This window comes from Deinococcus misasensis DSM 22328 (assembly GCF_000745915.1).
Lineage (GTDB): Bacteria > Deinococcota > Deinococci > Deinococcales > Deinococcaceae > Deinococcus_C > Deinococcus_C misasensis.
Map to the genome: position 1 here is coordinate 1 of NZ_JQKG01000014.1, position 23823 is coordinate 23823.

Here is a 23823-nt window from a genome sequence, read left to right on the forward strand (position 1 = left end):
TTTTGCTTGAACGTTATTTGAAAAGGTTCCGGATTGAATGTCTTTTCAAGAACCTCAAGTCTCTGGGTTTTCGGCTGGAGAACACCCACATGACGGATGCTCGGCACCTGGAACGTTTGGTGTGCCTACTGGCAGTGGTGTTCGTGTGGGCGGTGAAACTGGGCGAAAGGGTTCAGATTCCAAAAAAGAAACATGGTCGTTTGGCCCGGAGTGTCTTTCGGGTGGGGATTTCTCTGCTGCTGGAGTTATTCAGGAAGCCATTGTGGGCTTTACTGGAAGGCCTTCAGCTTTTGTTCCCCAAACTTGTCGGGTACTGAGCCATGAAAGACACACCGATGGAAAAACCCGGACACCAGAGCGAGATGACACCCCAGCCCGAGGTCATCAGCCCCAACTACAAAGCCGCAGGAAAACTGGAAGGACAGGTCGCCATCATCTCAGGCGGAGACTCGGGCATTGGTCGTTCTGTGGCCGTGGCTTTCGCAGCAGAAGGGGCAGACGTTGCCATCATCTACCTTGAAGAAAACCAGGACGCCAGAGACACCCGGAAAATGGTTGAAGAACAGGGCCGCAAGTGCTTGCTGCTCTCTGGCGACGTGGGCAAACCCGAGTTCTGCGAACAGGCCGTGGAGCGCACACTGGAAACCTTCGGGAAACTGGACATTCTGGTGAACAATGCCGCAGAGCAAACGCCACAGGAAGACTTCATGAAGATCACCCCTGAGCAACTGGAGAAAACCTTCCGCACCAACATCTTCGGTTACTTCTTCCTGACCCGTGCGGCCATGCCTCACCTCAAAAAAGGCTCGACCATCATCAACACCACTTCGGTCACGGCTTACAGGGGCAGCCCTGCTCTGGTCGATTACTCCTCCACCAAAGGGGCGATTGTGGCCTTCACCCGTTCCCTCTCAGGCATGCTGGCAGAGAAAGGCATCCGGGTGAATGGGGTGGCCCCCGGCCCGATCTGGACCCCACTCATTCCTTCCACCTTCCCAGAGGACAAAGTTGAGAAATTTGGTGAAAACACCCCACTCAAACGCCCCGGTCAACCCAGCGAAGTGGCCACCTGTTTTGTGTTTCTGGCCTCTCAGGACAGCAGTTACATGACCGGGCAGGTGCTTCACCCCAACGGTGGGGAAATCATCAACGGGTGATGGAAGGTGCTGAAATGGTGGCTGCAATGTAGAAAGCGGTCAGCCATCAGCATTCCGCTTTCAGCAACAAAAGCTTTGGCGATGGTTTGAAAAAACAGAAACCAGCGAGGCTTGGCGCAACCTCACTGATTGGGCAATCAACTCTGTTTCGGATTGTTGATTGCGAAAGCCAAAGGCTCTGGGAGGTTTTTCACTGACCGCTGATGGCTGAATGCTGACCGCTTATGTGCCCCTTTGTCAGTTTTCTGTAACACTGTCGGGTTAGTCTGGAAGGGTGGAGTGGTTCGATCCGGTCCAGAGGGACCTCAAACGTGTCATTCACCTGCTGCACCGTCCTGATGTGGACCAGCAGGTGCAAAAAATCTATCAATTGCTGTACCGGACAGCGGTCAGGATTGGCCGCAAGACCCGCAGCAGCACCGGTGAGCCCCTCAACCTCAAGCGGAAAGAGGACGATTTCTTGCCGGTGCGTTTTCAGCTGTACAAAGCCCACTGCCTGAAAGCTGTCACAGAAGCACTGGATCAGTGGAAGCGTGGCCCCAAAACCAAAGAAGACCACAACCAGATTTTCCTGTGCATGCAGGTGGCTCTGGCCTGTTTTTGACCTGTGCTTGAAATACAGTGAACCATCCAGCAGCCCGAGGGTTTATTCCTCGGGTTTGTCTTTCTGGGCAGACCACCACACCAGCCAGATCAGGAGGGGCTGAAAGGGCAGTCTGGCCCAGGCGATCCATTTGGGCACCGGGTATTTGTCGGCATTGAGGGCCATGTGGATGTTGGCCGGGTAAACCGCAATGAGCAGCAAAATCAGCCACGGCACCGACCATTTGCGGTATTTTTTGCCCAGCAGGGCAGCGCCTCCTGCCACTTCGGCAACACCACTGACCGCCACGGCAGCTTCAGGGTAAGGCACCCATTTGGGCATGATCGACAAAAAAGGTTTGGGCAGCAGGAAATGCATGATGCCCGTAAAAATGAAAAAACCAGAGAGGGTGTTTCGAACGGTTTTTCTGGAAGGTTTGCGTTTCAAAATCTTTTCGATGGCAGACATGGTTCTGATTTTAAAGGTTGAAGGGCGGGCAAAACAGGAAGCTGCACAGCAAAAGCTCTGGCAGAACCAGAGCTTTTGCTTGTGGTGTTGGATTTTTGAACTTTGGATTTTGAAGGTTGGATTTTGAACGGGGATTCAGTCGTTGGCTGCCTGAAGCTGGATGCTGCCGGGTTCCATGCCGTACACCTCGAAGCGGTCCAGCACCTGTTGCGCCCAGTTGCTGTGGGTGGCCGGTTCGCACATGGCGTCTCCAAACTTGAAGACTGCGGGTGCGTCCGTGGCCAGAATGGCCCGGGCCATCTCCAGATCGGTGCTGGTCACCCGGTACAGGCTCTCAATGATCGGCACCTGTGAGGGGTGAATGGCGGTTTTGCCAAACAGTCCGTACTGCAAGTCCATGCGGGTTTCCTGAATCAGTGTGTCGGCATCGTCGGTGAAATCATAAACCGGAGCGCTCAGGTTGAAGCCGTAGGGCTTGAAGTGCAACACCAACTGGTTGATCAAAGAGCCCAGAGGGGTCTGGTAGGCACTGACCCCTCTGCTGCGTCGCATGTTGAGCAGACCCAGCAGGTCATTTCCGCCAATTCTTAAAGACAACACCCGGTGTTGCTGGGCCAAGAGCATCGAACGCAACTCTTCCAGAGCGCTGCGGTCAAACACCGTGCGGGTCTCCAGGGTCGGCATGATGCTGAACGCGGTGCCTTTGAGGGTGCCCATCCAGAGCGGCAGGTTTTGCGGTTCCACTTTGGGCAGCACAAAACCCTGCACCTTCTCGATGCCTTCGAAGTCCAGCAGGGTTTGCAGCACCACGATGTTTCTGGGCCGGATGAACACCTTCAGGTCGGTGTCTTGCAGGTCTTTCAGGACCCTCTGGATGTTCTGAAGGGCCTCTGGAAGGTGCTGCAGCAACACAGCATCTTCGGTGCACAGAATCACCGAACGCAAAGAAGGGTATTTTTCCCGGTTGGCCACAGCCAAGAGCTGGCTGTGGGTTCCGGGCACGTACAGGGATGCTCCCAGTTCAAGTGCGTGCATCAGGGTGGTTTCCCGTCCTCTCAAGCACCAAACTCTGCCGGGTCGATGGCCACAGCGTTGCAAATTTCTTTCAGAACGCGTCGTTCATGCTCATCGAAATTGCCGTCTGCGTTGGCGATCACCACGGCGACTTGCACCGCTGCGCGGGCGGCGTCCGGTTTGCTTTTCAGTTTGGACACCGCTTGAATCGCTTCAATTTTGCCGAAATCAAAGTCCTGTTCGAGTTTTCCGCAATAAAAATCAAATTTCTGCTTGAGGGTGGCCACATCAAAAGATTGCAGCATCGAGTTGCTCATGATGAACTGGGCGGTCTTGCTGCGCTCAGAGGGATCGATTTTGCCATCTGCAGCGGCGATCAATGCACAGGCTGCCATGCTGCCCTCAGCGAACTCGCGGTTCATGAACTGTTTGCCTGCTTTTTGCAGGTCTCCGGCGAGGGATTGGGCTGCACCTTTCAGTCGATTGAAAAAACTCATGTTGTACCCCTTTCTATATGTCTTCATTTTTCAGCAGTGGTCGAATCAGGGCCACGGACTGATACGGTAAGTCTACCTTTTCCAGCACCTTCACATTCCGTTTCTGGGCCAGATCCAGCAGGTGTTGCACATCCTTGTGGTTGATGTCCTGAACCACCAGAAGCTCGGGCACCCTCCTGAGCATCACCCGGGTGCTTTCTCCCACACCGGGTTTGATGTAATTGAGGGGCCTTTCTCCGTACTGGTGCTGCAATTCTTGCAGGCACTTCAGGGATGCTGACCTCAACATCTCTTTGTTACGCGAGGGGGAGGAGAGAAGTTCCGGCAAGATGGGAGGCTCAGGGTGGTGCTCCTCGATCAGGCCCAGATAGGTGAGGGTTTCGTCCTGGGCGGTCAGGTGGGGCAAATGCATGGCCCCATCGAATTCACCTGAAGCGTGATCTGCGGCCTGACGCACCGTGCGGCTGATCAGCCCAGAGACGGTTCCGTTCAGCACTGCGTGGGGAATCAGGTAGTCTTCGTGGGTGGGCGCATAAAATGCCGTTCCAGAGATGTCTGCCAGCACATAAAGGTTACTGGATAGGGAAGTGCCATTTTCTGCATTGAAGCGGTCGATGCTGATTTGCAGTTCCCTTGAAATCACCCCTTTTCCGGTCCAGCCATCAATGAAACGCAGGTGTTGCCCGTCCTCGGGGTGTTTTTGCAGGATGTATTGCAGGGCATTCAGGTCCAGCCCCCTGTCACGGATGATGCTGACGCTGTAATGCTCTGTTGCATGACCACAGGCCCGCAAAAACCGGGTCAAAAGCACACCCACAGGCGTACCTGCCCTTGCCAGACTGACCAGAATCAGGGTCTGGGCTTCCGGGGTGTCGTGCACCAGTTTGGCAGCCAGTTGCCGGATGTCTCGGGCCACCCTTTCGGCGTGCCTCTGGACCGCCTGATGGTAGAGGGCAAGGTAATCGGCTTTGGGCGGTGCTTCGATGGAGAGCATTTCGCTGTAATGGCTTTCTCCAGACTGGATGCGCCTTTCCTTTTCTTCCAGAGAGACGGTTTCCATTTCAATCTGACGCAGCACAAAAGTCACGTCCTGTGCATCGTAACTGGTTTGCAAGGTTGGGCTTTTCATGGGTGCTCCAGCAGTTTTTGAATCTGGCTGTTTTGCGGGGTCATCCAGAAATCACACACCTGCATGAACTCCAGGTCTGTGTGGCTGTCTCCAATTCCCACAGACAGGGGACTTCCCAGCTTCTCTTGCAGATACAGAACCGCATGCTTTTTTCGCACAGCATCGGGAATGAAAGACAGGTTGTTGCTGTTCAGGTGCACGTAAAACTTGCCTTCCAGAAAGGGTCTGACTTTCTCCAGAGCTTCACTTAAGGCGTCCTCTGGCAAGGAGCGCACTTTGCTGACCGTGCAAATTGGCAGCTCCCCTTCATGGATGATGCGATGAAACATTTTGCTGGCGTCCGGCTCGTGTTCGGTCAGAAGCCGGATGGCGGTTTCCAGCATTTCCCGGTAAGTGCTGGCTTCCTGCTGCATGCGTTCGGTCCATTCCTGTTCCGGTTGCCATCCCTCCGCTGTTTTCTCCAGCAGGGTGGCTCCGTGGTTCAAGATGGCGTGCGTGCCCCATGCAAGCCTGAGGGCTTCAAAACCCCGGCGGTCCCTTCCGGTCACGGGAATCACGTTGCCCTGTTCCAGCCACCTCAAAAACCTCCTCTGGTGGTCCAGCGTGAAGGTGGGTTTCACCCCAGAGCCCTCCTGCACCACATTGATTGGGGTTTCAGAGGGTTTTTGCCTGAGGTGCAGTTTGCGTTCGGTTTGCAGAAAAGTGTCGTCCAGATCGGTGAAAATCAGCATGGTGACCTCAAAAGTAAACCGCCTCTGCTTTTAAAAGTTCCATCAAATCCTGATCTTGCTGGGTGGGCAGGGTCTCAAAGCACACGAAAATCCGGCTGTACTGCTCTGGGCGGTGGTTGTACAGGTAGTTGGGAATCTGGTCCCCGTAATTGTCCATGAATTCCAGACGGTCCTGAATCACCTCGCCGGGCAGAATCGGGCTGCGGGTGGTGGTGTGAAAAACCACCCTGTGTCCTTTGTTTTCCAGCGCCAGTGCAAACCGCAAAGGCTCAAAAGCAAATTCTCCGGTGCCCAGAACCAGAATGGGTTTCTCCTGCATGGGCAGGTTATCCACCAGAGATTGCACCTCCTCTGGCAGGTGTTCGGTGGCAGGCAGGCGTCCCAGACGGGCATACTCATGCCGGATCAATGGGGCTTTGTCCTCGCCATTGCCGATCACTTTGGGCAGCTCAGGCGGAGAAAAATCCGGATTGGCCTCAAAAGCCATGTTGCCTTTGACCAGAGCGTGGATGGTGACCGGCAAACCGAACTCCTCCAAAAGCACCTCCTCTGGCAGGTCCAGCCAACTGGTGAAGCACACCAGATGCACCTCCCTCAGGCCAGGAAGTTGCCTTTTCAAAGTGTGGGTCAGGGCCTTCAGGGTTTTTCCGGTGGTGATTTCATCGTCAATGAGCACGAGGGTTTTTGCCCCATCCCAGAGGTCTTTTTTGGGACCAGACTCTGGAGGGTAAATCAGGTGGTCGGTGGCATGCGAGTGGGTTTCCTGAAACTGCAAGGTGCTCCGGTCTCCCAGACGGTAGCGGGTGGAAGGCAGGTACAGCACGTCCTGACGGCCAGAGGCTTTGCTGTACTCCTCAAAGATGCTGGTGGCAAGACCAGTGGCGGTCTCTGCCATCCCGATGAACAGCACCGGACCTTCTGCCTGTGCAGGCAGTGAAGTGGCCAGAAAACGGTGGTGCTTCAGGGCTTCAGAGGGCCTGACCGGCAAGTGCTTCCCGAGGATCTTGCTGACAAACAAGAACCCCCGTCTGGGATTCTGCCGGACCGCATAGGTGGTGATGGATTCTAGAGGCACCTGCTCTTCATGCAGTTCAATCTGCAAAGTGCCCGAGGGCAACTCAACGGTGCTGCGCTTCAATGCTGCTCCTCCAGAACGTCTTCTTTGACCAGCAAGCTGGAGCTGAACGCCATCATGTGCACATTGCGCCTCGGGGCAGGCACTTCATGGGGCTGGATTCTGCCCAGTGCAAGGAGTGCAGCGTAATGCCCGTAATTCAGGCCAGCGGTGATGCTCATGTGGATGCCGCCACTGGGCCTTGGGTTGATTTCCAGCATGTTGGGCACCCCCTGACGGTCTTTCAATTGCATGTTGAAAATCCCGCTCAGGCGGTAATGGCGGGTGATGTCGCGCACAATCTGTTCCACCTCGGGGTTCTCTTCGCTGAACTGGCTGCTGCCTTCCTGACTTTTGGTGCGAATCACGTACTGGGCGAGTTCGCCGTCAAGGGCAAGGCAATCAATCGAACGCTCGGTGCCTTCGCAAAGCTGCATCAGGAGCATTTCGGTGAATTTTTTGTTGTTCCCGAAGTACTCTCTGGCTTCTGTGTAGCTCATGGCGTACAGCTCATTCCCGAGCAACAAGGTCATGCGGCTGCGGCGTCGCAGCATCCTGAAGCCACTGGCATAAATGCCCACACTGGGTTTGAAGCACAGGGGTTCGGTTTCCCCTCCCAGTTCTTCGACCCTCTGGTTGAATTCATCGAGGGTGTGAAAGGTGCGCCAGTCGGGAATGGGGCAAATTTCGGTGGGAAAAGCCTTTAAAAAATCTGCTTTGTGGTCCAGCAGTTTGATGGTCTCTGGTGATGCGGCCACCACCAGCCGGGTGCCCAGAGCTTCAAAATCCGCTTCATGCTTCTTGACGATGCTCTTTTCCTTGGAGGGAAAGAACACCTCAATGCGGTGCTTTTTGCAGTAATCCAGTGCCCACTGAACGTAGGCAGAACCCACCAGCCCTTTGGGTTCAAGTTCGTGGTGCCATGGGCCGTAAAGCATCGGGGCATCATTGGAGGTGTGGGTGGCGTAAATCTCCCATTGTGCTGTGCTGTGCATGGCTGCAATCACATGGTGCAGCACACTGAAACCCTTGTTGAACCAGACGCGTGTTTTCATGTTTGTCCTTCTGACCCACTTTGGTGGGCCTTTGAAACGGTGGTTTGATTGTATGGCATGTGCGCCCGGTCTTGTTTACGCTGCCTCTGGCAAAACCGTTCCGCAGTGCTGCGAAGAGCACAAAAAAGGCGAGGGGATGCCTCGCCTTGGGAACCGTTGAATTTTACTCGCCCAGCTGCGGATTCTGCCGCTGGTAACGCATGGACCAGAGCACCGAAGCCACAATGAAGCCCACACCAATCAAGCCGGTGACCACCTCGGGGATGTGGATGTCGTGGTTCATGCTCAGCAGCATGATGATGGCCAGAGCCCCAATCCCGTAGTGTGCGCCGTGCTCCAGGAACACGTACTGCTGCAAGGTGCCTTTTTTCACCAGCATCAGGGTCAAGGAACGCACGAAGACTGCACCGATGCACAGACCTGCGGCAATCACCACCACTTCTTTGGTGATGGCAAACGCACCGATCACGCCGTCCAGAGAGAAACTGGCGTCCAGCACTTCCAGGTAAATGAAAGCGGTCAGACCTGCAGCCCCTGCTTTGGCGGCCATGTCATCGGCGTCAAAAAGGCCCCCCAGAGCGTCAATGAAGATGTAGGTCAGGATGCCCACCACCCCTGCGGTCAGAGCAGCCATTTTCTCCTCGGGGTGCACGGCGTAATTCACCAAGCCCAGAAGAAGTGCACCGGTGATGAACACCTGAATGGTGTCCAGACGGCCAATTTTGGCCAGAGGGCGCTCGATGAAACCCAGCCAGTGGATTTCCTTCTCTGGGTCCATCAGGTATTTCAGGAACACCAGCATCAAGAAAGATCCACCGAACGCCGAAATGGGCACGTGTGCCTCATTCAGGTGCTTGGCGTACTCCGATGGATTGTTGAAAGCCAGCTGGGCCACTTCAAAGAAACCCAGTTTGGCCACCACCGCCACAATCACAATCGGGAAGATGAACCGCATGCCGAACACGGCAATCAGGATGCCCCATGTCAGGAAGCGCTGTTGCCAGACCGGACTCATGTTCTTGAGGACACTGGCGTTCACCACGGCGTTGTCGAAGCTCAGGGAGACTTCCATCACGCCCAGAATCAGGGCAATCAGCAGAAACGAAAGGGCCGTGGACATGTTGCCGGTCTGGAGGCCGTAATAAAAGGCCCCCACCAAACACACCACAGTCACCACAAAAGCAAAACCAAACTCGCGACGCAACATCTTTTCCTTTCACAAGCGGCCTGATACAGCTGAGCGGTTCCCAGCCTCTTCCACTGCAGGCAGCTTTACAACCTTACACCAAGGTTTGCCCCCGCACCCCTGGGTGTGGCTCTCGGGCGCGGGGGCAAGAGAGGGCTGAAAATCAGCCGACGTTCACACCAAAGTCCAGCGCAAGGCCGCGCAGACCGTTGTTGTAGCCCTGACCAATGGCTTTGAATTTCCAGTCGCTGTTGTGGCGGTACACTTCAGCGAAGATCATGGCGGTCTCGGTGCTGGCGTCCTCACTGAGATCATAACGGGCAATTTCCGAACCGCCTGCATTGTTTAATACACGTGCGTAAGCGTTGCGGACCATGCCGAAGTTCTGACGGCGGCCTTCTGCATCATAGATGGTCACGGCAATCACGATGCGGGTCACGTTCTGGGGAACACGGGTCAGGTCCACTTTGACGGTTTCGTCGTCGCCTGCACCCTCACCGGTGCGGTTGTCTCCGCCGTACTCCACGCTTCCATCGGTGCTGGTCTTGTTGTTGAAGAACACGAAGTCGCTGTCAGAAGCAACTTTTCCATTTTCGCCAAGCAAAAAAGCGCTGGCATCAAGGTCAAATGCGGCCCCGTCGGTGCTGCGGACGTCCCAACCCAGACCCACTGTGATGCTGGTCAGACCGGGAGCTTCTTTGGTCAAACTGACGTTTCCACCTTTGCTGAGACTTACTGGCATGTTGCCCTCCTGAAATTGAGTGAGTGATGGCTTGAAGAGGAATGCGGATGGATGTTCAAACGTTGAAGCCGTGGTTGCGCAAGAAGGCTTCCAGCCCTTCGCGGTAACCTTGACCAACGGCGCGGAATTTCCAGTCTGCGTTGTGGCGGTACAGTTCACCAAACACCATCAGGGTTTCGGTGCTGGCGTCTTCTGAAAGGTCGTAACGGGCCACTTCGGTGCCGGTTTCATCGTCCACCACGCGGATGAAGGCGTTGCGGATCTGGCCGAAGTTCTGCCCTCTGGAGAGGCCATCGTGAATGCTCACCGAGACCACGATGCGCTGGATTTGTGCAGGCACGCGGGCCAGCTCCACGAGAATGCTCTCGTCGTCTCCCTCGCCCTGACCGGTGCGGTTGTCTCCGGTGTGTTCCACTGCACCACTGCCGTGCTTGAGGTTGTTGTAGAAGATCAGGTCCGCATCGCTGCTGGCCTTGCCATCTTCTTTCACCAGCAAAGCCATGGCGTCGAGGTCGAAGGCTGCGCCGTCGGTGGCCCGCACGTCCCACCCGAGGCCAATGCGCACTTTGCGCAGACCGGGGGCTTCCTTGCTGAGGTTGATGTTTCCGCCTTTGCTGAGATTGATTGCCATTTCATCCTCCAATGGTGCTGTGGATCAAGATTTTTGACCGGACTGCCAGCGGAACCCGAAGCCGTAATGCTGATCGGTTTCCTGATGACCCCGGAAATAACGTTCTTCTTTGGTGACCTCGATGTGGTCTCCGGTGTTGGTGATGCTGCAAATGGCACAGAACCGCTGGGTGGGGTCGGGTTGGTCCAGTTTCAGGTGGATTTCGTTGCCCTGATCGTCGGTGATCCGCATGCGGCCTCCCACATCCTGAAAGGTGGACACCCCCTGATAAATATAAGCGAAGACCACCACCCGTTTGATCATGTCTGGACGCAAAACCAGCAGGTTCTCGCCGTCCTGAGACTGGCCACTGCGGTCGTCTTTGTCCAGATGGATGTACGGCACGGTGTCTTTGGCCCCGAAGGTGTTCCCGAGCGCCTGAATGACCCCTTTGTAGCCGTTTTGCATCTCGAACATGCACCCGAGGTCAAGGTCTGCACTGCTCTGGTTGCTGGACTGCCCGGGCAGCAAACTCCAGAGGCCCCCTCCGCCAGATTTGCCTTTCTGGTCCCAGTTCAGGTTGATGTGGATGGGTTGCTTGCGTCCATCCTTGCGCAAATTCACCTTGCCCGAGTCGCCACGTTTCTCAAGGGTGATTTTCTTGAGGTTCACACTCGGGGCTGGGGTGGGCTCTTGCCTTGCTGGAGGGGTTGGTGGAGCAGGTGGAATGGGTGCAGGTGAAGGGGCTGGAGCAGGTCTGGCCACTGTACCACCGTAGTGTTTCACAAGGTCTTCAAGGCCACCAATGAAGCCCTGTGCATACGCCCCGAAACGCCAGACATCCTTGAAGTAGATTTCCGCAAGGATCACGGCTTTTTCGAGGTTGAAGTGCTGGCCTGTGAAAACAAATTCCAGCAGCACCTCTCCGGCATGCGAAACGCGCACCCTTCCGGTTTTGATGTCCCGGAAGGTTTTGCCGTCGTCGGTGGTGCAGGTGAAAGCCAGACGCTTGATGTTTGCAGGCATTCTGGACAAATCCAGCTGGAACTGCGAACTGTAACTGTCCCTCTGGGTCAGTTGGACTTCCTGCCCGGCAGACTGGAGGTTGTTGTAAAACACCACATGGTCGTCGGAAGGCAGTTTTTCCTGTTCATTCAGCAGAAAGCAACTGATGTCATAGGCACTGGATGAACCCTGCACCTGCACGTCAATGGTGAGTTGCAAAGCAGATGTCACATCCGAAAGTTTGATTTTCTGTCCGGGGACCAGTTTTTGCATGTTTTTATCTTATCCGCAGATCCTGCAAACCCCGTGCTTTAAAGCACACGGCGGATGTCGTTGGCAATGTCTTGAACGGTGCGCCCGTTGGTCATCTCTCCGAGGGCTTTGAAGGTCCATTCGCCAGAGACCAGTTGCAGTTTGCCGATGATGATGCTGGTGTGGTTTCCGGTGGCGCTCAGGTTGTAGCGTGCAGCTTCCTGTTTGTTGTCTGCATTGACCACACGGCAAAAAGCATTTTCCACTTTGGAGAAGTTCTGACCCCGGAAACTGGACACCGCCAGCACAATCTGGGTCACGTTGGAAGGCAGGCGGGTGAGGTCCACGGTGATCACTTCATCGTCGCCGTCGCCCTGACCGGTGAGGTTGTCGCCAGAGTGGCGGATGCTGCCGTCTTTGCTTTGCAACTGGCGGAACCAGACGGTGTCGACGTGGTTGCCCTGTGCATCAAAAACTGCTGCACTGGCGTCCAGGTCAATGCTCTCTGGGGCAGCGAAGCGCCCGAACAGGCCTTTGGGTTTGGCCACATCCCAGCCCAATCCGAGGTGAATTCTTTGCAGGCCGCCGGGGCCTTCTTTTTTCAGGTTGATGCTCTGTCCTTTGGTCAAATTGATCATGTGAGTTCCTCCCGTGTTGATGGCTGGACAGCATGCATCATGCTGGCTGTTCATAGACCCACTACGCAGTCAGGGTTTCAAAAGTTTCCATCCATCCGTACCGGGATTGTAACACGTCTGTCTGAGAAGCGTTTTGTTTGAGGGGACTGCGTGGGTGGGCTTACAAACCCTGCCAAACCTGAGGTTTTCCGACAGGTCCGGGGCCAAACGGAGGTTGATTTTGAAATCCCCCTTTCCTGATCGAATCGGTAAAATTGATGCAAATTGCCATCCTGATGTGCTGAAAATGTTTGCGGAATATACATTTGTGGGTTGGTCCGGGATTATAATTCAAACAACAACAATGTCTGATGTGGATGTCTGAACCTGTTACACCCTTCAGGCAGGAGACCAGCCTCCATATGCTGGCGTTCAAGAGACTGTTTTCTTTGACAGTCTCTTTGCTTTTTGATGACTTGATGTGTTTTGGTGGGTTTGATATGAAATTTGCTTTCAAGTTGCAGAGGTGAAACAAAAAAGAAGCCTGCTTGTGCAGGCTTCTTCGGGTCCTGTGGTTTACAGGTTGTCTTGCAGGCTGGTGGCCGTTTTGAAACGGATTTTCTTGCCAGCAGGAACGGTGATGCGCTCGGTGGTGCCGGGACGCACGGCCTGACGCTCTTTGGTGGGAACCACAGAGAGGGTGCCAAAACCGGGCAGACCGACGGTCTTGCCTTCCTTAAGGGCCTCAACAATGATTTCCAGCATGGAGTCAATGACTTCGCCTGCGTCTTTTTTGCTGACACCGGCTTTTTCGGCGATCACTTGAATCAGTTGTTGCTTACCGACTTTTTCCATGGTTGATACCTCCGATGTTTTCAGAACGGTGCTCTGGTGGGATCAGAATACAGATGCACGTTGCTGCTTGATCATCTAATCTCTTGGCCGACCGAATGTCAATAGTGGTTATACACGACCAAGGCAGTTTTAGTGTACATGAGCTTCACCATCTGACGGCAGTTCATATCCCACTTTTCCCCCGGTTTTGTCACTACAGTGTCACTATGGAAACACCCCCGGCTGTCAAACCGGGGGTGCGTTTTTGGGGGTTCAGGCTGGGTTGAGTTGGCTGAGGGTGTCCCGCTGGATTTCAGCGAGGGTTTCTGCTGGGAGGTGCTGGCTCCATGTGGCCTGCCATGCCCCGAGGATGGGGGAGAGGAGGCTTCGGAGTTGGTCTTCGGCTGCGCGGGCCATGGTGATGGCTGGGAGGCAGTCAGGGCAGTAGTGGTGGCCGAGTGCGTCTGGCCCTTCTGGGAGCTTGAGGGCTCCGGGCTTTCCACAATTGTCGCAGTCATCGACGAGGGGCTTTCTCATAATGGGTTGCGCAGTGTGTAACGAATCTGACATCATAGGGTTGACCTCCGGGTCCAGTCGCGGTGAGCTCCCCAGCTTACGTCCGCGACTGTTTTGTTTTTGTTCCTTTTCATTTTACAGGTATGCCGTCAACATAAAAAGCATCAGGGCACTGCCCTACAGAAATGAGCGAGTAGATTCTACTCGCTCAAAAAATGGGGGAATTTCTCACAGATGTACAAAACAAGGGGCCAAAAAAATCAGCATCTGGAGCAAGGTTCAGTTGGACCGCCCATAGGCTGATAAACCGGCTTCAAAGGACCGGATGCCTGACCACAGGCAATGAGAAGGCTAACCACGAGCACCACACCGATAAAGGGTTTTTTGGTCTTTTGCATACCCCAGATTAACGCACATCCCTCAGGGCCACAGAGTCCAACAGCGCGAGATTAAACCACTTTCGCACTGGGCCTGCCCATTCCTCCACATGCACCCGGTAAGCCACGCCCTCTGGGTACATTTCCGCAAGCTTCTTCAAATCCAACTCCAGCACTTCGCCGCACGGACCAGCAGCCACATACCGCGACAAGCTGATGCGGGGCAACGGCACAACCTGATGGTTCACCACCATGACAGCCTCCTCGATGTGCGCAACAGGATGCGACTTCAAGGGGAACACATTCAAGCCCCCATGGTCCGCCACGATGAACGGCACAGAAGGGCAAAACTCCCACATATATAACGTCAGCATTTGACGCTGGCTGGTGCTGCACTTCTGCCACCCACCCAACAAAGCCTGCACGTCCTCACGGGAAAACAAGCACTCCTGCATCCCCACACTCGCCTGAATGAGCGCCAGAGACCGCATGCAGTGCAGCACCTGCATGTCATACAAATCATAACCCTGTAGGCTCCGGGCTTCCTCCAGAGCCTCAGGTTTCCTGAGGGCAGCGAGGGCCAGCAGGCGCATCATGCACACCATCGGATTCCGGTACACATTCGGGCTCTGGGCTTCCTGATGCGCAAGCACCTGCTGCAACATGGCATTGGCTGTGCTGACCGTGCGTTTCCCACGCTGAAAGGGGAACTTCTGCGCCAAGAACGTCAAAAGCCTCCTGCAATCCGCCCAGGACTCCGTGACGCTCTTGAGTTCAGCATCATGCACCCCAAAACGGCGCTCACCGGACTGCAGCGTCTTCAATGCAGCCTGCACATCCGCAGGAGCCCCCTCAGGGAGGTCAGCCCCACCCAGCAGGCACGCCCAGAACAACAGCCGGGTGCTGGTGTCCACCACATGCTGAGATCCTCCGGTGGATGTGGCGATCTCACTCAACAAAGGAGCCACTTCAGAGTAACGGTCCTGAGCCCAAAGCCTCCTCGCCCGCTGGTATTTTGCATTCATGTTCACACTCGCCAAACCAATCATTTTTGAATTCGATTCCGCTTCCTGCAGGAACGGCAGGGCCTCATCCTCCCGCTTCAAACCAATCAGAAAGGTTGCTGCTGCAATGTTCAGGTGGGCAATCCCTTCAACATCCTCGATGCTGTCTGCTGCTGCCCCATCGATTTGGGAGATGGTCCACTGGAGGTACATCTCCCACAGGTGCGGGCTGGGGGCAAACTCGTAAAGCACCCGGGCCAGATACCCACGCCCAAGCAAGGTGTGAGCCACGGTGTCGAGCAGGTCACGGGCCTCCTCATCCCTCTGGAGCTGAAAAAGCACCCAACCCATGCGGGCCGTAAGGGTCGTGGAGCGCTGGCCACTGGAATGCAGCAGCACCAGCAGGTCATCGAGGGCTTTGTTTTTTGTGGCGTTCACAACTGCAAAATCAAACAGGCGTGGGGTATGGATAAGGCGATAGAAGTCCATATGGTTGAGTGAATTATAAACATGCAGGGGTTGCTGAAAGGTTGTCTCAGTTTATTAAATGGCTGTCATAAATGTAATGATTTAAGGAACAAAAAACCCTCTGGTCGAAACCAGAGGGGAATTACCTTAAAGGATTATCAGGACGCACGGACCAGCAGCACCCCGAGGAGGAACACATTGGTGGTCACGGTGTCCAGCGCGTCTGCTGCCACGCGCCTTGCTCTCAGTCCGATGGGTCTGTAACTGGCACTCTGGTTGGTGGCGACACGGGTCCACACAGTGGGGTAGGCACTCCCTTGGTTTGGGGCCACTCCGGCGACGACCCCACCCGGCGCACTGAAAACCCCACTTGCACCCGAGGCAGGCATGGGCGCACTGAAACCGCCAGTCCCAAGGTTTTGCAGCCCGACCTCCCATGCCACGCCGTTGTTACTGCCTGTGTAACCTGTGCCCAGAGCAACTGTCCACACGAAATGGACATCAAATGACTGCCAGTGTGATGGGATGTCCACAGCAGCATTGACGCTCATCTGCGTGCTCGGGTCCATCGTCCATGCAGGCATGGTGTTGGCAATCGCCAGAGTGGGGGCATTTTCGGAGGCCAGAAACTGCGAGGCCGGAATGAAACGCCATGTCTCCCGCATCGGAGGGGCCTGGGGGACCACGAGCCTGCTGGCCTTGAAGTGCCTTGCAACCTCATTGGCCCAGAGGGGCGAACCAGCATTGTCGTTGGGGTGGATGCCGTCCGGCAGCAACAGATTTGCTGTATAGGACGAATCATTCAGGAATGCCTGAGTGACGTTGATGCACCCATACCCCTCTGAGGCGCACAACTCCATGACTGTCCGCATGCGGATCAGGTGGTTGGTCCTCTCGGCATCCCCAGTTCCCCTCGGGTTCTGGAGCGTACAGATCACCCCCGCGCTGGGCCATGTTTCCTGCACTTTGCGCATCAAGGCATAGTGTGTGGCACGATAAGTGGCCCCGACGCCCGTTGTATTGTGCCCGTAGTTGACCATCACAAGCTGAGGAGTCATTGAGGACATCACAGCCCACCGTGCCTGCGTTGCCACTGGGTAGGATGCCTGCGTGCCGGAGATGCTGCCGTTCCAGACGGTCAGGGTTCTGCCACTCGTGCCGGTCTGGAGTGTCACAGCGGAGTTCCAGGTGTCATTCGTATCTTTATATGTGCGATACAAAACAGTCCACGTTGGGAACATCGCCCCGAGCCTCTGCGCCAGCAAGTAAACCCATCGGGTGTTGGTGGCCCCGGTGCTGTCGCCGAGGATGAGCATTGCTGCATCCTCGGCGCCGAGCATCATGCGCTGAACGAGGACTGCTGCCTGCTGGGCAACGATTTGGTTGTTGGGGACGAAGCCGCCTTTGCTCATGACAACCACCAGTCAACTTCCACAAGCCCGGTGGCCACCACTGCGTAATGCGTGGCGGTTCCCACGGCAACCTGAATGGCTTCACCTTCGAACAGGAACCTGCTTCCAGAGCCATCTGAAACAGCCCCAGTGGGGGCAGCAGCAGTCACGGTGCTGTTGCCAAATCGAAAGTATGCATTCGATGCAATAGGGCGAATGATCATGGTTTTTGCGCCCGCGGGCACAGCAATTGCATTCCCCGTGGGTCCATTGAGCCAGTTCACGCCGTCTGCGCGGGTTCTGGACTCCAAAGACAGACTTGCCAGAGCAGCGATGATGGTAGCACGATCCGCAGCCCCACCATCTGACTCATCCCAGCCATCCCCAGACTTGGTGTGCAATGCAAAGCCTTTCAATGGGCTGCGGGCCACAGTATCGTCAGATCTGGTCACTGCTGTGCTCCTTTCAGGGCTTCAAGGCGCCCCCAAGCCCACTCCACGGCCTGCTCGACGGCCCAACGTTGAAGGCGGTCCACAATTGGGAAGTCAAGGAATGCGCCCAGAACGGGAATTTTGTCATCAAGCATTTCGAGCTTCTCGGTAAGAAAATCACAGGCGATTTTCTTTTTGTCCTCCCCAAGAAGTTCCACGCCGGACTCTTTGGCTTTCTGCTCTGCATGCTGGACAGCATCCTGTGCGTTTTCTGCAACCCAACTCTTCCAATCAAAACTCATATTGCACCTCTTGCCGTGGGCATGTAACCCAAAATGAAAGAACCCAGCAAAAAATGCTGGATTCTGGCTTTAGACCAAGGTGAAAGATTGTGGTGGCTATGTAATCACGGGAGACCTGTGGTCTCCCGTGGGAGAGATCAGATGCCGAAGTGCTGCTTGATGAGCCTCAGGTACTGCGCCCGGTGCTCCAGTCCATTCAGGCCACCATTGATACCTCTGGTGACCCCCCTAATTTTATCCTGATCAGCGAAGCGATTCAGGTTTCTGGCCTTCCAGTACGCTGCTGCCACCTGCGCACCCACCCCGATTTGAAGCAGCAAATCAGGGTTGCCCACCAAATCAAAGCCGGTCAGTTCGCCGTAAGTGGCGTAATTGTCCCGCCCGGTCAACTGGATGAAGCCCCTACCCCGGTACTTGAAGCCATCGCCCGGCTGGGTGTTCCCCATGCGCCCACCGTACACCTTGTCACCCAGAGCTTCTGGGTTCATGGCGTAAGGCTGGGCACTTTCCAGAGTGGGGAAACGAGCAGGCCATACTTCCCGCAGGCGTTTAGCGGAGTAATTCAGGTTTTCTTCCTGCGGAACCAGTCGGGATTCCGCTGCCAGTTGGGCCAGAAAGTGCGCGACCCTCAGTTTGGTGTTGATGCCGTGCTGGTCTGCTGCCTTCTGGAATTTCTCGGCCATAATGTCTGGCCGTGGAGCCGATGGGTTGATCTTTCGGATCAGTTCAGGCGTGATCAAGGCGATCCCCTGCCCGTCTGCGCAAAGGCACTTCGTTGCGGATTCGACGTTCATTCAGGTACGCAGAAACTGAAGCGATAATCCCGAGCTGCGCACCATACTCCATGAAATCCACCACCCGAAGGGGCGGTGCTTGATCCGTGAAAATCACTGCCATGCGCATCACCAGTCCCACCAGACTGAGCAGGATGAACAGCCCGAGCAGGAGCACCAGTCGATTGGAGCGCACTGTAAACCGGTACCCAATCAGGCACCGGATTGCCCACGCATGCACCCCCACATTGCACATGAGCAGCACCAGCAGGATGAGCACATTCCCGAGAGGCATGGTCGAAAGGCCGTAAAATGTCATGGCTGATCATCTCCTTTTTGTTGCCCCAGAGCGGAATCCGCCTTCTGGCGAACCAAACTCCAGAACCACGTTTTGGTTTTCTTCTGCTCCTCTTTGTCCAGAAAGTCCTTGCCCATGAACCCCAGGAACACCGTCGCGATGACCAGTGAGGGCATGTTCAACCACCCCATGACAGCGAGGATTGCAGACACCAGAAAAATCAGGGACATTGCCAGTCCAATGTCCCCCACCATTCGCCAATTGTCTTTTTTGCGTGTCCGAGGGTCGCTTTTCCATTTGAGCCACTGGAGGAGCCCGACTCCCACGCTGGCAGCGAGGAGGACACGGGGGTCATGCGCGTTCAGCGCAAAGAAATTGCTGGCGGTCGCTTCTGTCAGGGCAGGGATGGCCGCCAATACCACATTGCTGATCACTGTTCCTCCTTGCCACACGAGACAACCAAAAGGCAACCCCTCATGTCGGATAATGACGTTATCCACACGAGAGGCCCCCGAGTGATTCAGACTCGGGGTTTTACTTCACTGGGCGAGGCCAGACCTGTCCAACCGTGGGCCTTTGTGCCCCCCCTCCTGCCAGAATCTGGCGTGTCTGACTGTATGCAGTTACAGGCGTCAAAGTGGCGATGGTTTGCCGGGTGACGGTTTGAGTGGCCATCAGAGGGTCCTCACTGCAATTCCGGCCCCGAGGACAAACCAATTCCGTGTTCCATCCGTGAGGGTACCCGCGACAGTAATTGACGCTGTTGGATAGCAGGCTGTCACAACGTCAGTGCCAAAAGACCCGTAGAACTCCTCCCGGCAACTCAACCCAAGGCGCTCCCAGACGGGGTAACTGTTCCCCCTGCGTGGGTTTGTGACATTGATTTGGCTGACGGCCCTCATAAGCGCCGGGTCATTGAGGGCAATTGTTGTGGGTTGCGCCGGCAGGACAATATTGATAAAACTATCCCCGCCGATCATCGCCATGCCATACGTGTAATTTGCCTCATCGAACCAGTCCGGGCGGTTGTTTGCTGGCCGGAGGGACAGCGTCAAAGCGTTCTGGGAGCCTTGCCGGAGGATGAAGCCGGACACTTCAGGATGATTCACGCCGTACACGGTGGCGTCTGTGCTCCACACAGGCAAATTTTCGCCACTCACTTGCGTGTCAGCACTGTTGGCTCTCCACGAAAGGCCCTGTGTGAATGTGCTCCCTGTGGTTGCCGGAACGCGCACAATCATGTACTGCGTGCCATACGTCTTCCCGGCATCAAAAACTCTGGAGTGAATGAGGGTTCGAGGGCTTCCCGCCGTGTCAGACACGCTTGCCCACCCTGCGAGGATGAGTTGCGTTTTGATGGCATCCCCGAGCTGGGTTTGGGTGAATGGCCCGGTGAGGTTTTGTTGTGTGATAGTTGCAAGTGGCATTATGCCTCCTCGATCATGGCTTCCAGCGTGAGATTCAGGGTGCCGGAGCTTCCAGAGAGGTTCGTGATTGCGAGGTAGATTTTTGGCACTTTTGGGACATCCCGGTTGCTCACTCTGGCATCCAGCACGTAAGGAGCAGTGACAGTGGCATCCAGCAGGAGTTCGAACAGGCAGGCATTGAGGCTGGCCGGATCCACTGTGTAACTTCTGCTTGCATCAGCGGTCCTCTGGGCGGATGTGCTGTAAGCCCGAACCCACCAAAGGCCTGTTGCGTTGTGTGCCGTCACAGCCCACAAGGTGGCTTTGCGTCCGATGGTCTGCAAGTCCAGATTTGCTGTGGCCCCGTTCGCAAGGAGCCCAGAGGTGATGACAGCAGACACGGCTTGCTGCCCGGATGCCTGCACCACATCCTCAAGGGCGTCCAGCCGGGAATCAATTTCAGTGCCCCACTCGGCTTTCATGAGGGTCTTTTCTACGATTGACATGGTTTCCTCCTCACTGTGCCCGGATGATGTACTGCAAGACCACAAAGGGCTGCATGTTGTTGTGTGGGTTCCCGCCCCCTTCCAGAGGGATGCCTGTCATCGGGTCCGGCTCCCCAGGGTCCCCATACCCGACCTGAGGTTCGGTGCCTGATTGGGCACTGTCTCCAGTGTTGACAGTGGTGGTCTGCCCAACGATGCTCCTGAGGATCAATCCCGGTTCGCCTGCTGCAGGTTCATCAATGCCGTGGTTGTGCTCGGGCATCTCAGCGACGGTCAGGGTATGGGTTTCAGCGCCTCCAGTCTGCCCGAGGGCTCTGGTGGTGAGTCCAGAGCCGGTACCTGCGCCGATCGGCACGCGCCCCCGGAGGTCCGGTAGGTTGAAGGTGGTGCTGTTGTCCCCAACCCCAAAATTCGTACCGATCTCCGCGAACAGGGCTGCGTAAACGGATCGGCCGACTTGCTGGCCATCGCAAGCCAGCCACCCAGTGGGAGGTGCAGTTTTGCCCCAAAGGATGATTGTGCCGACTTTCACTTCTGCGGGGACTGCCTGCAGGTCGGCAACGTCTCCGCTGAGGGTGATCAGGTCCGCTTCCAGTGGGCTGATGGCATCTTCGGTGGCATCCACCCTCGGGGTGAGGCTGACCAGCTGGCTTTCAGCAGCATCCATGCGGGCATCGAGTGCCAACACGTCCGTTTGCAGTTCAGAAAGGGTGGCGCTCAGTCCAACGGCAGCCAGGGGGTCCGAATCAAACCTCAACGTGATGGCTTTGCTGGTTTCCGATGTGACTGTCACATCGGTGAGGTTCTCCAAGGCGATTTGCGCCTGCCCGAGCACATCCAGCGTTTCGTTGTACTGCTCGACGAGCTGCTGGTAGTTTGCCCGGATGAGGGCGTCCGCAATCACATCCCGACTGACCGGGGTGCGCCAGTCCCACTCCGGAGGGCTTTCCTGCGTAACAATCGCCCAGCGCACGTAATGCGCCACCACCGGGCTTTTCCCTGCATGCGTGACCTTCAGGGACACCGTCATCGGGCTTTCCGGTGCCGGGTCCCCACCCACCCCCATGGGGATGAGGGCTTGGGTGTTCCCGGCGTCCACGTCATTCCAGCGGGATAGGAGGTGACTCCAGCGCAAGTGGTACCTCGGGCTCCCACCCCCATAAGGGGCAGGCTGGTCCACGAAAAGTTCGTAGTCGCTGGTGGGGATGATCCCTGCGGGAGCCCCCACCACTTTGGCATTCACGGTCATGTTGTGCCTCCTGTCGGCAGGCGATCCTCGGTTTTGCCCCCTGTGAGGTCAAACTGCACCAATTGCCTCTGGAGTTGCAGGGTGTAAGTGATTTCGCACCACAACCGGGCGTAACCCCACCTGGGGGGGCTTTCCTTCAGAACCTTATCAATCAGCCACCATTCGGCAATCCCGTCATAAAGACGGTCAGCAGAGAGCAAGGCGTTTCGGACCTCATTACTCTGGCTGGCTGCATCGGATGGGCTGGTACCGTGGATTTTGACCCTCAGGGTGGTCTGAGCGGGGTCCATGGTCCCACTGCCAACTGTGAGGTGCCTGCTGGTCCCAGCGACTTTCTTGATTTTGTAGTCGTAATCAATCGCTGGAGGGGAGAATTCACACGTGAGTGGCAACGCCAACAAAAAATTTTCTTCATCCCAGAGGGAGAGTTGAGCCATGGTCACCTCGATGTGATCGCGTTGATTTCGGCGGTGGTGTCCCCGGAACGCACGCTCGCCCAGTACGCCACGCGGTCCGGATCGTCGGGCTGTCCGACCTGCAGGACGGTCACGCCGTAATTTCCGTCCGTTTGGGCTTGGTACTGGTAGTGGTCGATGTTGATGCCGCTCACGATGCTGCCGTCCGCCCGGGTGAGGGTCAGTTTGTGTTTCGGGGGGTGCAGCACCCTCGGGGCTTCCACCTGCCCGGCCACCACCCCGGGGTCCTCGTAGAAGTAGGTGGCGTAAGCGTCGAGTTTTTCGGTGTCCAAAGTCACCAGTTTGATGTCGAAAAGCCTGAGTCCTTCCGTGGGTGTCAAACCTGACGCCCCACCCCCGAACAGGGAGATGAACAGGCTGTTGATGCTGTCAATGGGGGTCACCGCCTCGGGGTTCATGTGGAAGACCAGCAGGTCCACCCGGGCATCATCGGCATCCAGACTGTCGGTTTTCGGCAGGTCGTAAGCGTGTTTCACCTGATAAAAGCCGTTCTCCAGTTGGATCAAGACCTGCCGGAAGTCCCCTTCTGCCCCTCTGGCGGTGTACGTGACTTCGAGGCCCATGAACAGGGCTGGGGGCACGTCCTCCAGAGGGTAGGTCCACTCCCACTGCCCGACCAGCCCGTCCCCTCCGAAAGCAGCGTAATTGTTGGGGTTGCCATCAATGGCCCGCTCGGGGTGGGTGATGTTGCTGGTGGAGGTTCCGGCGTTCAGTAGGGTTTTCTTCTGGAAGGCCAGAGCGTTGGCGCTCTTGCGAACCACCCGGAATGCGGGTTGCCCGGAGGAACTGAGGTGCGAGAAAAACGAGATCGGCTTGAAGGGCAAAACCTGAATGGGGGAGTACGTCAACCACTGTCGCACTTGACTGGCCCCCACGGTCCCTGCGGGCTTCGGGACCATCCAACGCACCCGGGTTTTGGCATCCCGGTTGCTTTTCGCTTGCCAGGCGCACTGCGCTTCCCCTGCCCGCACATCAACGGCCACCACCCCCACCGTCCGCACCCCAAAAAAGAACGTCCGGTCGGCGGACACCCCCCACAGGCACTTCTTGAGGGGGTCGGAGTTGCCTTGCTGGTAGAAGCTGGCCAGTTGGTCGAGGATGGCTTTCACGCTGGCGTAATTCCCGGTGATCGCCCCGACCGTGTAACCGGCGAGGGCACCTCCGCTCGGCTCTGGCCCGAGCAGGATGGTTTTCACTTGCCCTGAGGTGATCACATCCCGCATGATTTGCCATGCCGTGAGGGCAGCGTCCTGCTCGGGGTAATTCCCGATGACCTCGCAGCCATCGAGGAATTCCCGGAGGTCCGCGAGACCCACGTCCTGAAAGTCATCGAGGTTCTCCGGGTTGATGGGGGCCTCCACGAACCCATAAAAAAGGCTCTTGGTGTCCGTGAAAGTCCCGTTGTCGGACCACTCAATTTGGACCCCATCGAAAGGGTCCATCATGGCGTTCTGCGGGTCCACAGTGAGGCGGGCTTCGAGGCTGTTGAACTCCCCAGAGTTGAGGGAGTCCCCTTCGACTCTGGCGGTCCATTCGGCCACGTGGCTTTCCTCCAAAACTTTCGGGAACCCCCCTTTGAGGGTTCCCGTGGCTGCACTGAAAACACTGATGCGCCAAGCTGCTGTCAAGTTG

Annotated in this window: 28 protein-coding genes and 1 pseudogene; 3 read left to right on the forward strand and 26 right to left on the reverse strand. The window is 56.2% G+C overall.

The window, feature by feature from the left end; genetic code table 11:
- The 3 genes and pseudogenes from Q371_RS10525 to Q371_RS10535 all read left to right on the forward strand — a co-directional run.
- Positions 1–317 (forward strand): annotated as a pseudogene (locus Q371_RS10525) (IS4 family transposase); the annotation flags it as partial.
- Positions 318–320: 3 nt separating this feature from the next.
- A complete protein-coding gene (locus tag Q371_RS10530) occupies positions 321–1157 on the forward strand; it encodes an SDR family oxidoreductase (protein WP_034340048.1) in 837 nt (278 codons plus the stop codon).
- Between the two features lie 274 nt (positions 1158–1431).
- Positions 1432–1761: a hypothetical protein gene (locus tag Q371_RS10535; RefSeq protein ID WP_034340051.1), complete on the forward strand. Its 330-nt coding sequence runs from the start codon at positions 1432–1434 to the stop codon at positions 1759–1761.
- 42 nt (positions 1762–1803) lie between these two features.
- Here the strand turns inward: Q371_RS10535 and Q371_RS10540 are convergent, their stop codons facing one another.
- The 26 genes from Q371_RS10540 to Q371_RS10665 form a co-directional block, all read right to left on the reverse strand.
- Positions 1804–2208, reverse strand: coding sequence for a DoxX family protein (locus Q371_RS10540; protein ID WP_034340061.1), 405 nt, complete (start codon positions 2206–2208; stop codon positions 1804–1806).
- Between the two features lie 135 nt (positions 2209–2343).
- Positions 2344–3243, reverse strand: coding sequence for an HpcH/HpaI aldolase/citrate lyase family protein (locus Q371_RS10545; protein WP_034340397.1), 900 nt, complete (start codon positions 3241–3243; stop codon positions 2344–2346).
- 20 nt (positions 3244–3263) lie between these two features.
- On the reverse strand, positions 3264–3719 hold the full coding sequence (locus Q371_RS10550; RefSeq protein ID WP_034340064.1) for a tellurite resistance TerB family protein: 456 nt from the start codon (positions 3717–3719) through the stop codon (positions 3264–3266).
- Positions 3720–3732: 13 nt separating this feature from the next.
- Positions 3733–4848 (reverse strand): cysteine protease StiP domain-containing protein, encoded by a 1116-nt coding sequence (locus Q371_RS10555; RefSeq protein ID WP_034340067.1) that lies wholly within the window; start codon positions 4846–4848, stop codon positions 3733–3735.
- Positions 4845–5579, reverse strand: coding sequence for an HAD family hydrolase (locus Q371_RS10560; protein WP_034340070.1), 735 nt, complete (start codon positions 5577–5579; stop codon positions 4845–4847). Before Q371_RS10560 ends, Q371_RS10555 begins: the two co-directional genes overlap by 4 nt.
- A 7-nt stretch (positions 5580–5586) precedes the next feature.
- Complete coding sequence (locus Q371_RS10565) at positions 5587–6717, reverse strand: phosphoribosyltransferase domain-containing protein (protein ID WP_034340073.1); 1131 nt, start codon at positions 6715–6717, stop codon at positions 5587–5589.
- Complete coding sequence (locus tag Q371_RS10570) at positions 6714–7748, reverse strand: ATP-grasp domain-containing protein (RefSeq protein WP_051964082.1); 1035 nt, start codon at positions 7746–7748, stop codon at positions 6714–6716. The genes Q371_RS10565 and Q371_RS10570 overlap by 4 nt, the downstream gene beginning before the upstream one ends.
- A 163-nt stretch (positions 7749–7911) precedes the next feature.
- A complete protein-coding gene (locus tag Q371_RS10575; RefSeq protein WP_034340076.1) occupies positions 7912–8955 on the reverse strand; it encodes a DUF475 domain-containing protein in 1044 nt (347 codons plus the stop codon).
- Between the two features lie 142 nt (positions 8956–9097).
- Complete coding sequence (locus Q371_RS10580; protein WP_034340078.1) at positions 9098–9676, reverse strand: TerD family protein; 579 nt, start codon at positions 9674–9676, stop codon at positions 9098–9100.
- 55 nt (positions 9677–9731) lie between these two features.
- On the reverse strand, positions 9732–10307 hold the full coding sequence (locus tag Q371_RS10585; RefSeq protein ID WP_034340079.1) for a TerD family protein: 576 nt from the start codon (positions 10305–10307) through the stop codon (positions 9732–9734).
- 24 nt (positions 10308–10331) lie between these two features.
- Positions 10332–11564 (reverse strand): TerD family protein, encoded by a 1233-nt coding sequence (locus tag Q371_RS10590; RefSeq protein ID WP_034340083.1) that lies wholly within the window; start codon positions 11562–11564, stop codon positions 10332–10334.
- 38 nt (positions 11565–11602) lie between these two features.
- Positions 11603–12181, reverse strand: coding sequence for a TerD family protein (locus Q371_RS10595; protein WP_034340403.1), 579 nt, complete (start codon positions 12179–12181; stop codon positions 11603–11605).
- A gap of 555 nt (positions 12182–12736) precedes the next feature.
- Positions 12737–13015, reverse strand: a complete 279-nt coding sequence (locus Q371_RS10600; RefSeq protein WP_034340086.1) for an HU family DNA-binding protein — start codon at positions 13013–13015, stop codon at positions 12737–12739.
- 252 nt (positions 13016–13267) lie between these two features.
- Positions 13268–13531 carry a hypothetical protein gene (locus Q371_RS10605; protein WP_034340089.1) on the reverse strand — a complete coding sequence of 88 codons (264 nt, stop codon included), beginning with the start codon at positions 13529–13531 and terminating at the stop codon, positions 13268–13270.
- A gap of 385 nt (positions 13532–13916) precedes the next feature.
- Entirely contained in the window at positions 13917–15380 is a 1464-nt protein-coding gene (locus Q371_RS10610; RefSeq protein ID WP_034340091.1) for a hypothetical protein, read from the reverse strand.
- A 137-nt stretch (positions 15381–15517) separates the two neighbouring features.
- Positions 15518–16771, reverse strand: a complete 1254-nt coding sequence (locus tag Q371_RS10615; RefSeq protein WP_034340095.1) for an SGNH/GDSL hydrolase family protein — start codon at positions 16769–16771, stop codon at positions 15518–15520.
- Entirely contained in the window at positions 16768–17202 is a 435-nt protein-coding gene (locus tag Q371_RS10620) for a hypothetical protein (protein ID WP_034340098.1), read from the reverse strand. Before Q371_RS10620 ends, Q371_RS10615 begins: the two co-directional genes overlap by 4 nt.
- A complete protein-coding gene (locus tag Q371_RS10625) occupies positions 17199–17483 on the reverse strand; it encodes a hypothetical protein (RefSeq protein WP_034340101.1) in 285 nt (94 codons plus the stop codon). The genes Q371_RS10620 and Q371_RS10625 overlap by 4 nt, the downstream gene beginning before the upstream one ends.
- 137 nt (positions 17484–17620) lie before the next feature.
- Complete coding sequence (locus tag Q371_RS10630) at positions 17621–18223, reverse strand: glycoside hydrolase family 19 protein (protein WP_211253834.1); 603 nt, start codon at positions 18221–18223, stop codon at positions 17621–17623.
- Complete coding sequence (locus Q371_RS10635) at positions 18210–18575, reverse strand: hypothetical protein (RefSeq protein WP_034340104.1); 366 nt, start codon at positions 18573–18575, stop codon at positions 18210–18212. Before Q371_RS10635 ends, Q371_RS10630 begins: the two co-directional genes overlap by 14 nt.
- Entirely contained in the window at positions 18572–18988 is a 417-nt protein-coding gene (locus Q371_RS10640; protein WP_034340107.1) for a hypothetical protein, read from the reverse strand. The genes Q371_RS10635 and Q371_RS10640 overlap by 4 nt, the downstream gene beginning before the upstream one ends.
- A gap of 240 nt (positions 18989–19228) precedes the next feature.
- On the reverse strand, positions 19229–19981 hold the full coding sequence (locus Q371_RS10645) for a hypothetical protein (protein ID WP_034340110.1): 753 nt from the start codon (positions 19979–19981) through the stop codon (positions 19229–19231).
- Positions 19981–20466 carry a hypothetical protein gene (locus Q371_RS10650; RefSeq protein WP_034340113.1) on the reverse strand — a complete coding sequence of 162 codons (486 nt, stop codon included), beginning with the start codon at positions 20464–20466 and terminating at the stop codon, positions 19981–19983. The genes Q371_RS10645 and Q371_RS10650 overlap by 1 nt, the downstream gene beginning before the upstream one ends.
- Positions 20467–20476: 10 nt before the next feature.
- Positions 20477–21715 (reverse strand): phage tail protein, encoded by a 1239-nt coding sequence (locus Q371_RS27725; protein ID WP_084571381.1) that lies wholly within the window; start codon positions 21713–21715, stop codon positions 20477–20479.
- Complete coding sequence (locus tag Q371_RS10660; RefSeq protein WP_034340116.1) at positions 21712–22152, reverse strand: hypothetical protein; 441 nt, start codon at positions 22150–22152, stop codon at positions 21712–21714. Before Q371_RS10660 ends, Q371_RS27725 begins: the two co-directional genes overlap by 4 nt.
- Positions 22153–22154: 2 nt before the next feature.
- Positions 22155–23819, reverse strand: a complete 1665-nt coding sequence (locus Q371_RS10665) for a hypothetical protein (protein WP_034340119.1) — start codon at positions 23817–23819, stop codon at positions 22155–22157.
- Between the last annotated feature and the right edge of the window lie 4 nt (positions 23820–23823).

Coding starts and splice junctions, on each gene's coding strand:
- Q371_RS10530 (WP_034340048.1), top strand. CDS start 321: ATGAAAGACACACCGATGGAAAAACCCGGACACCAGAGCGAGATGACA.
- Q371_RS10540 (WP_034340061.1), bottom strand. CDS start 2,208: ATGTCTGCCATCGAAAAGATTTTGAAACGCAAACCTTCCAGAAAAACC.
- Q371_RS10545 (WP_034340397.1), bottom strand. CDS start 3,243: ATGCACGCACTTGAACTGGGAGCATCCCTGTACGTGCCCGGAACCCAC.
- Q371_RS10550 (WP_034340064.1), bottom strand. CDS start 3,719: ATGAGTTTTTTCAATCGACTGAAAGGTGCAGCCCAATCCCTCGCCGGA.
- Q371_RS10555 (WP_034340067.1), bottom strand. CDS start 4,848: ATGAAAAGCCCAACCTTGCAAACCAGTTACGATGCACAGGACGTGACT.
- Q371_RS10560 (WP_034340070.1), bottom strand. CDS start 5,579: ATGCTGATTTTCACCGATCTGGACGACACTTTTCTGCAAACCGAACGC.
- Q371_RS10570 (WP_051964082.1), bottom strand. CDS start 7,748: ATGAAAACACGCGTCTGGTTCAACAAGGGTTTCAGTGTGCTGCACCAT.
- Q371_RS10575 (WP_034340076.1), bottom strand. CDS start 8,955: ATGTTGCGTCGCGAGTTTGGTTTTGCTTTTGTGGTGACTGTGGTGTGT.
- Q371_RS10580 (WP_034340078.1), bottom strand. CDS start 9,676: ATGCCAGTAAGTCTCAGCAAAGGTGGAAACGTCAGTTTGACCAAAGAA.
- Q371_RS10585 (WP_034340079.1), bottom strand. CDS start 10,307: ATGGCAATCAATCTCAGCAAAGGCGGAAACATCAACCTCAGCAAGGAA.
- Q371_RS10590 (WP_034340083.1), bottom strand. CDS start 11,564: ATGCAAAAACTGGTCCCCGGACAGAAAATCAAACTTTCGGATGTGACA.
- Q371_RS10595 (WP_034340403.1), bottom strand. CDS start 12,181: ATGATCAATTTGACCAAAGGACAGAGCATCAACCTGAAAAAAGAAGGC.
- Q371_RS10600 (WP_034340086.1), bottom strand. CDS start 13,015: ATGGAAAAAGTCGGTAAGCAACAACTGATTCAAGTGATCGCCGAAAAA.
- Q371_RS10605 (WP_034340089.1), bottom strand. CDS start 13,531: ATGAGAAAGCCCCTCGTCGATGACTGCGACAATTGTGGAAAGCCCGGA.
- Q371_RS10610 (WP_034340091.1), bottom strand. CDS start 15,380: ATGGACTTCTATCGCCTTATCCATACCCCACGCCTGTTTGATTTTGCA.
- Q371_RS10615 (WP_034340095.1), bottom strand. CDS start 16,771: ATGAGCAAAGGCGGCTTCGTCCCCAACAACCAAATCGTTGCCCAGCAG.
- Q371_RS10625 (WP_034340101.1), bottom strand. CDS start 17,483: ATGAGTTTTGATTGGAAGAGTTGGGTTGCAGAAAACGCACAGGATGCT.
- Q371_RS10635 (WP_034340104.1), bottom strand. CDS start 18,575: ATGACATTTTACGGCCTTTCGACCATGCCTCTCGGGAATGTGCTCATC.
- Q371_RS10645 (WP_034340110.1), bottom strand. CDS start 19,981: ATGCCACTTGCAACTATCACACAACAAAACCTCACCGGGCCATTCACC.
- Q371_RS10650 (WP_034340113.1), bottom strand. CDS start 20,466: ATGTCAATCGTAGAAAAGACCCTCATGAAAGCCGAGTGGGGCACTGAA.
- Q371_RS27725 (WP_084571381.1), bottom strand. CDS start 21,715: ATGACCGTGAATGCCAAAGTGGTGGGGGCTCCCGCAGGGATCATCCCC.
- Q371_RS10660 (WP_034340116.1), bottom strand. CDS start 22,152: ATGGCTCAACTCTCCCTCTGGGATGAAGAAAATTTTTTGTTGGCGTTG.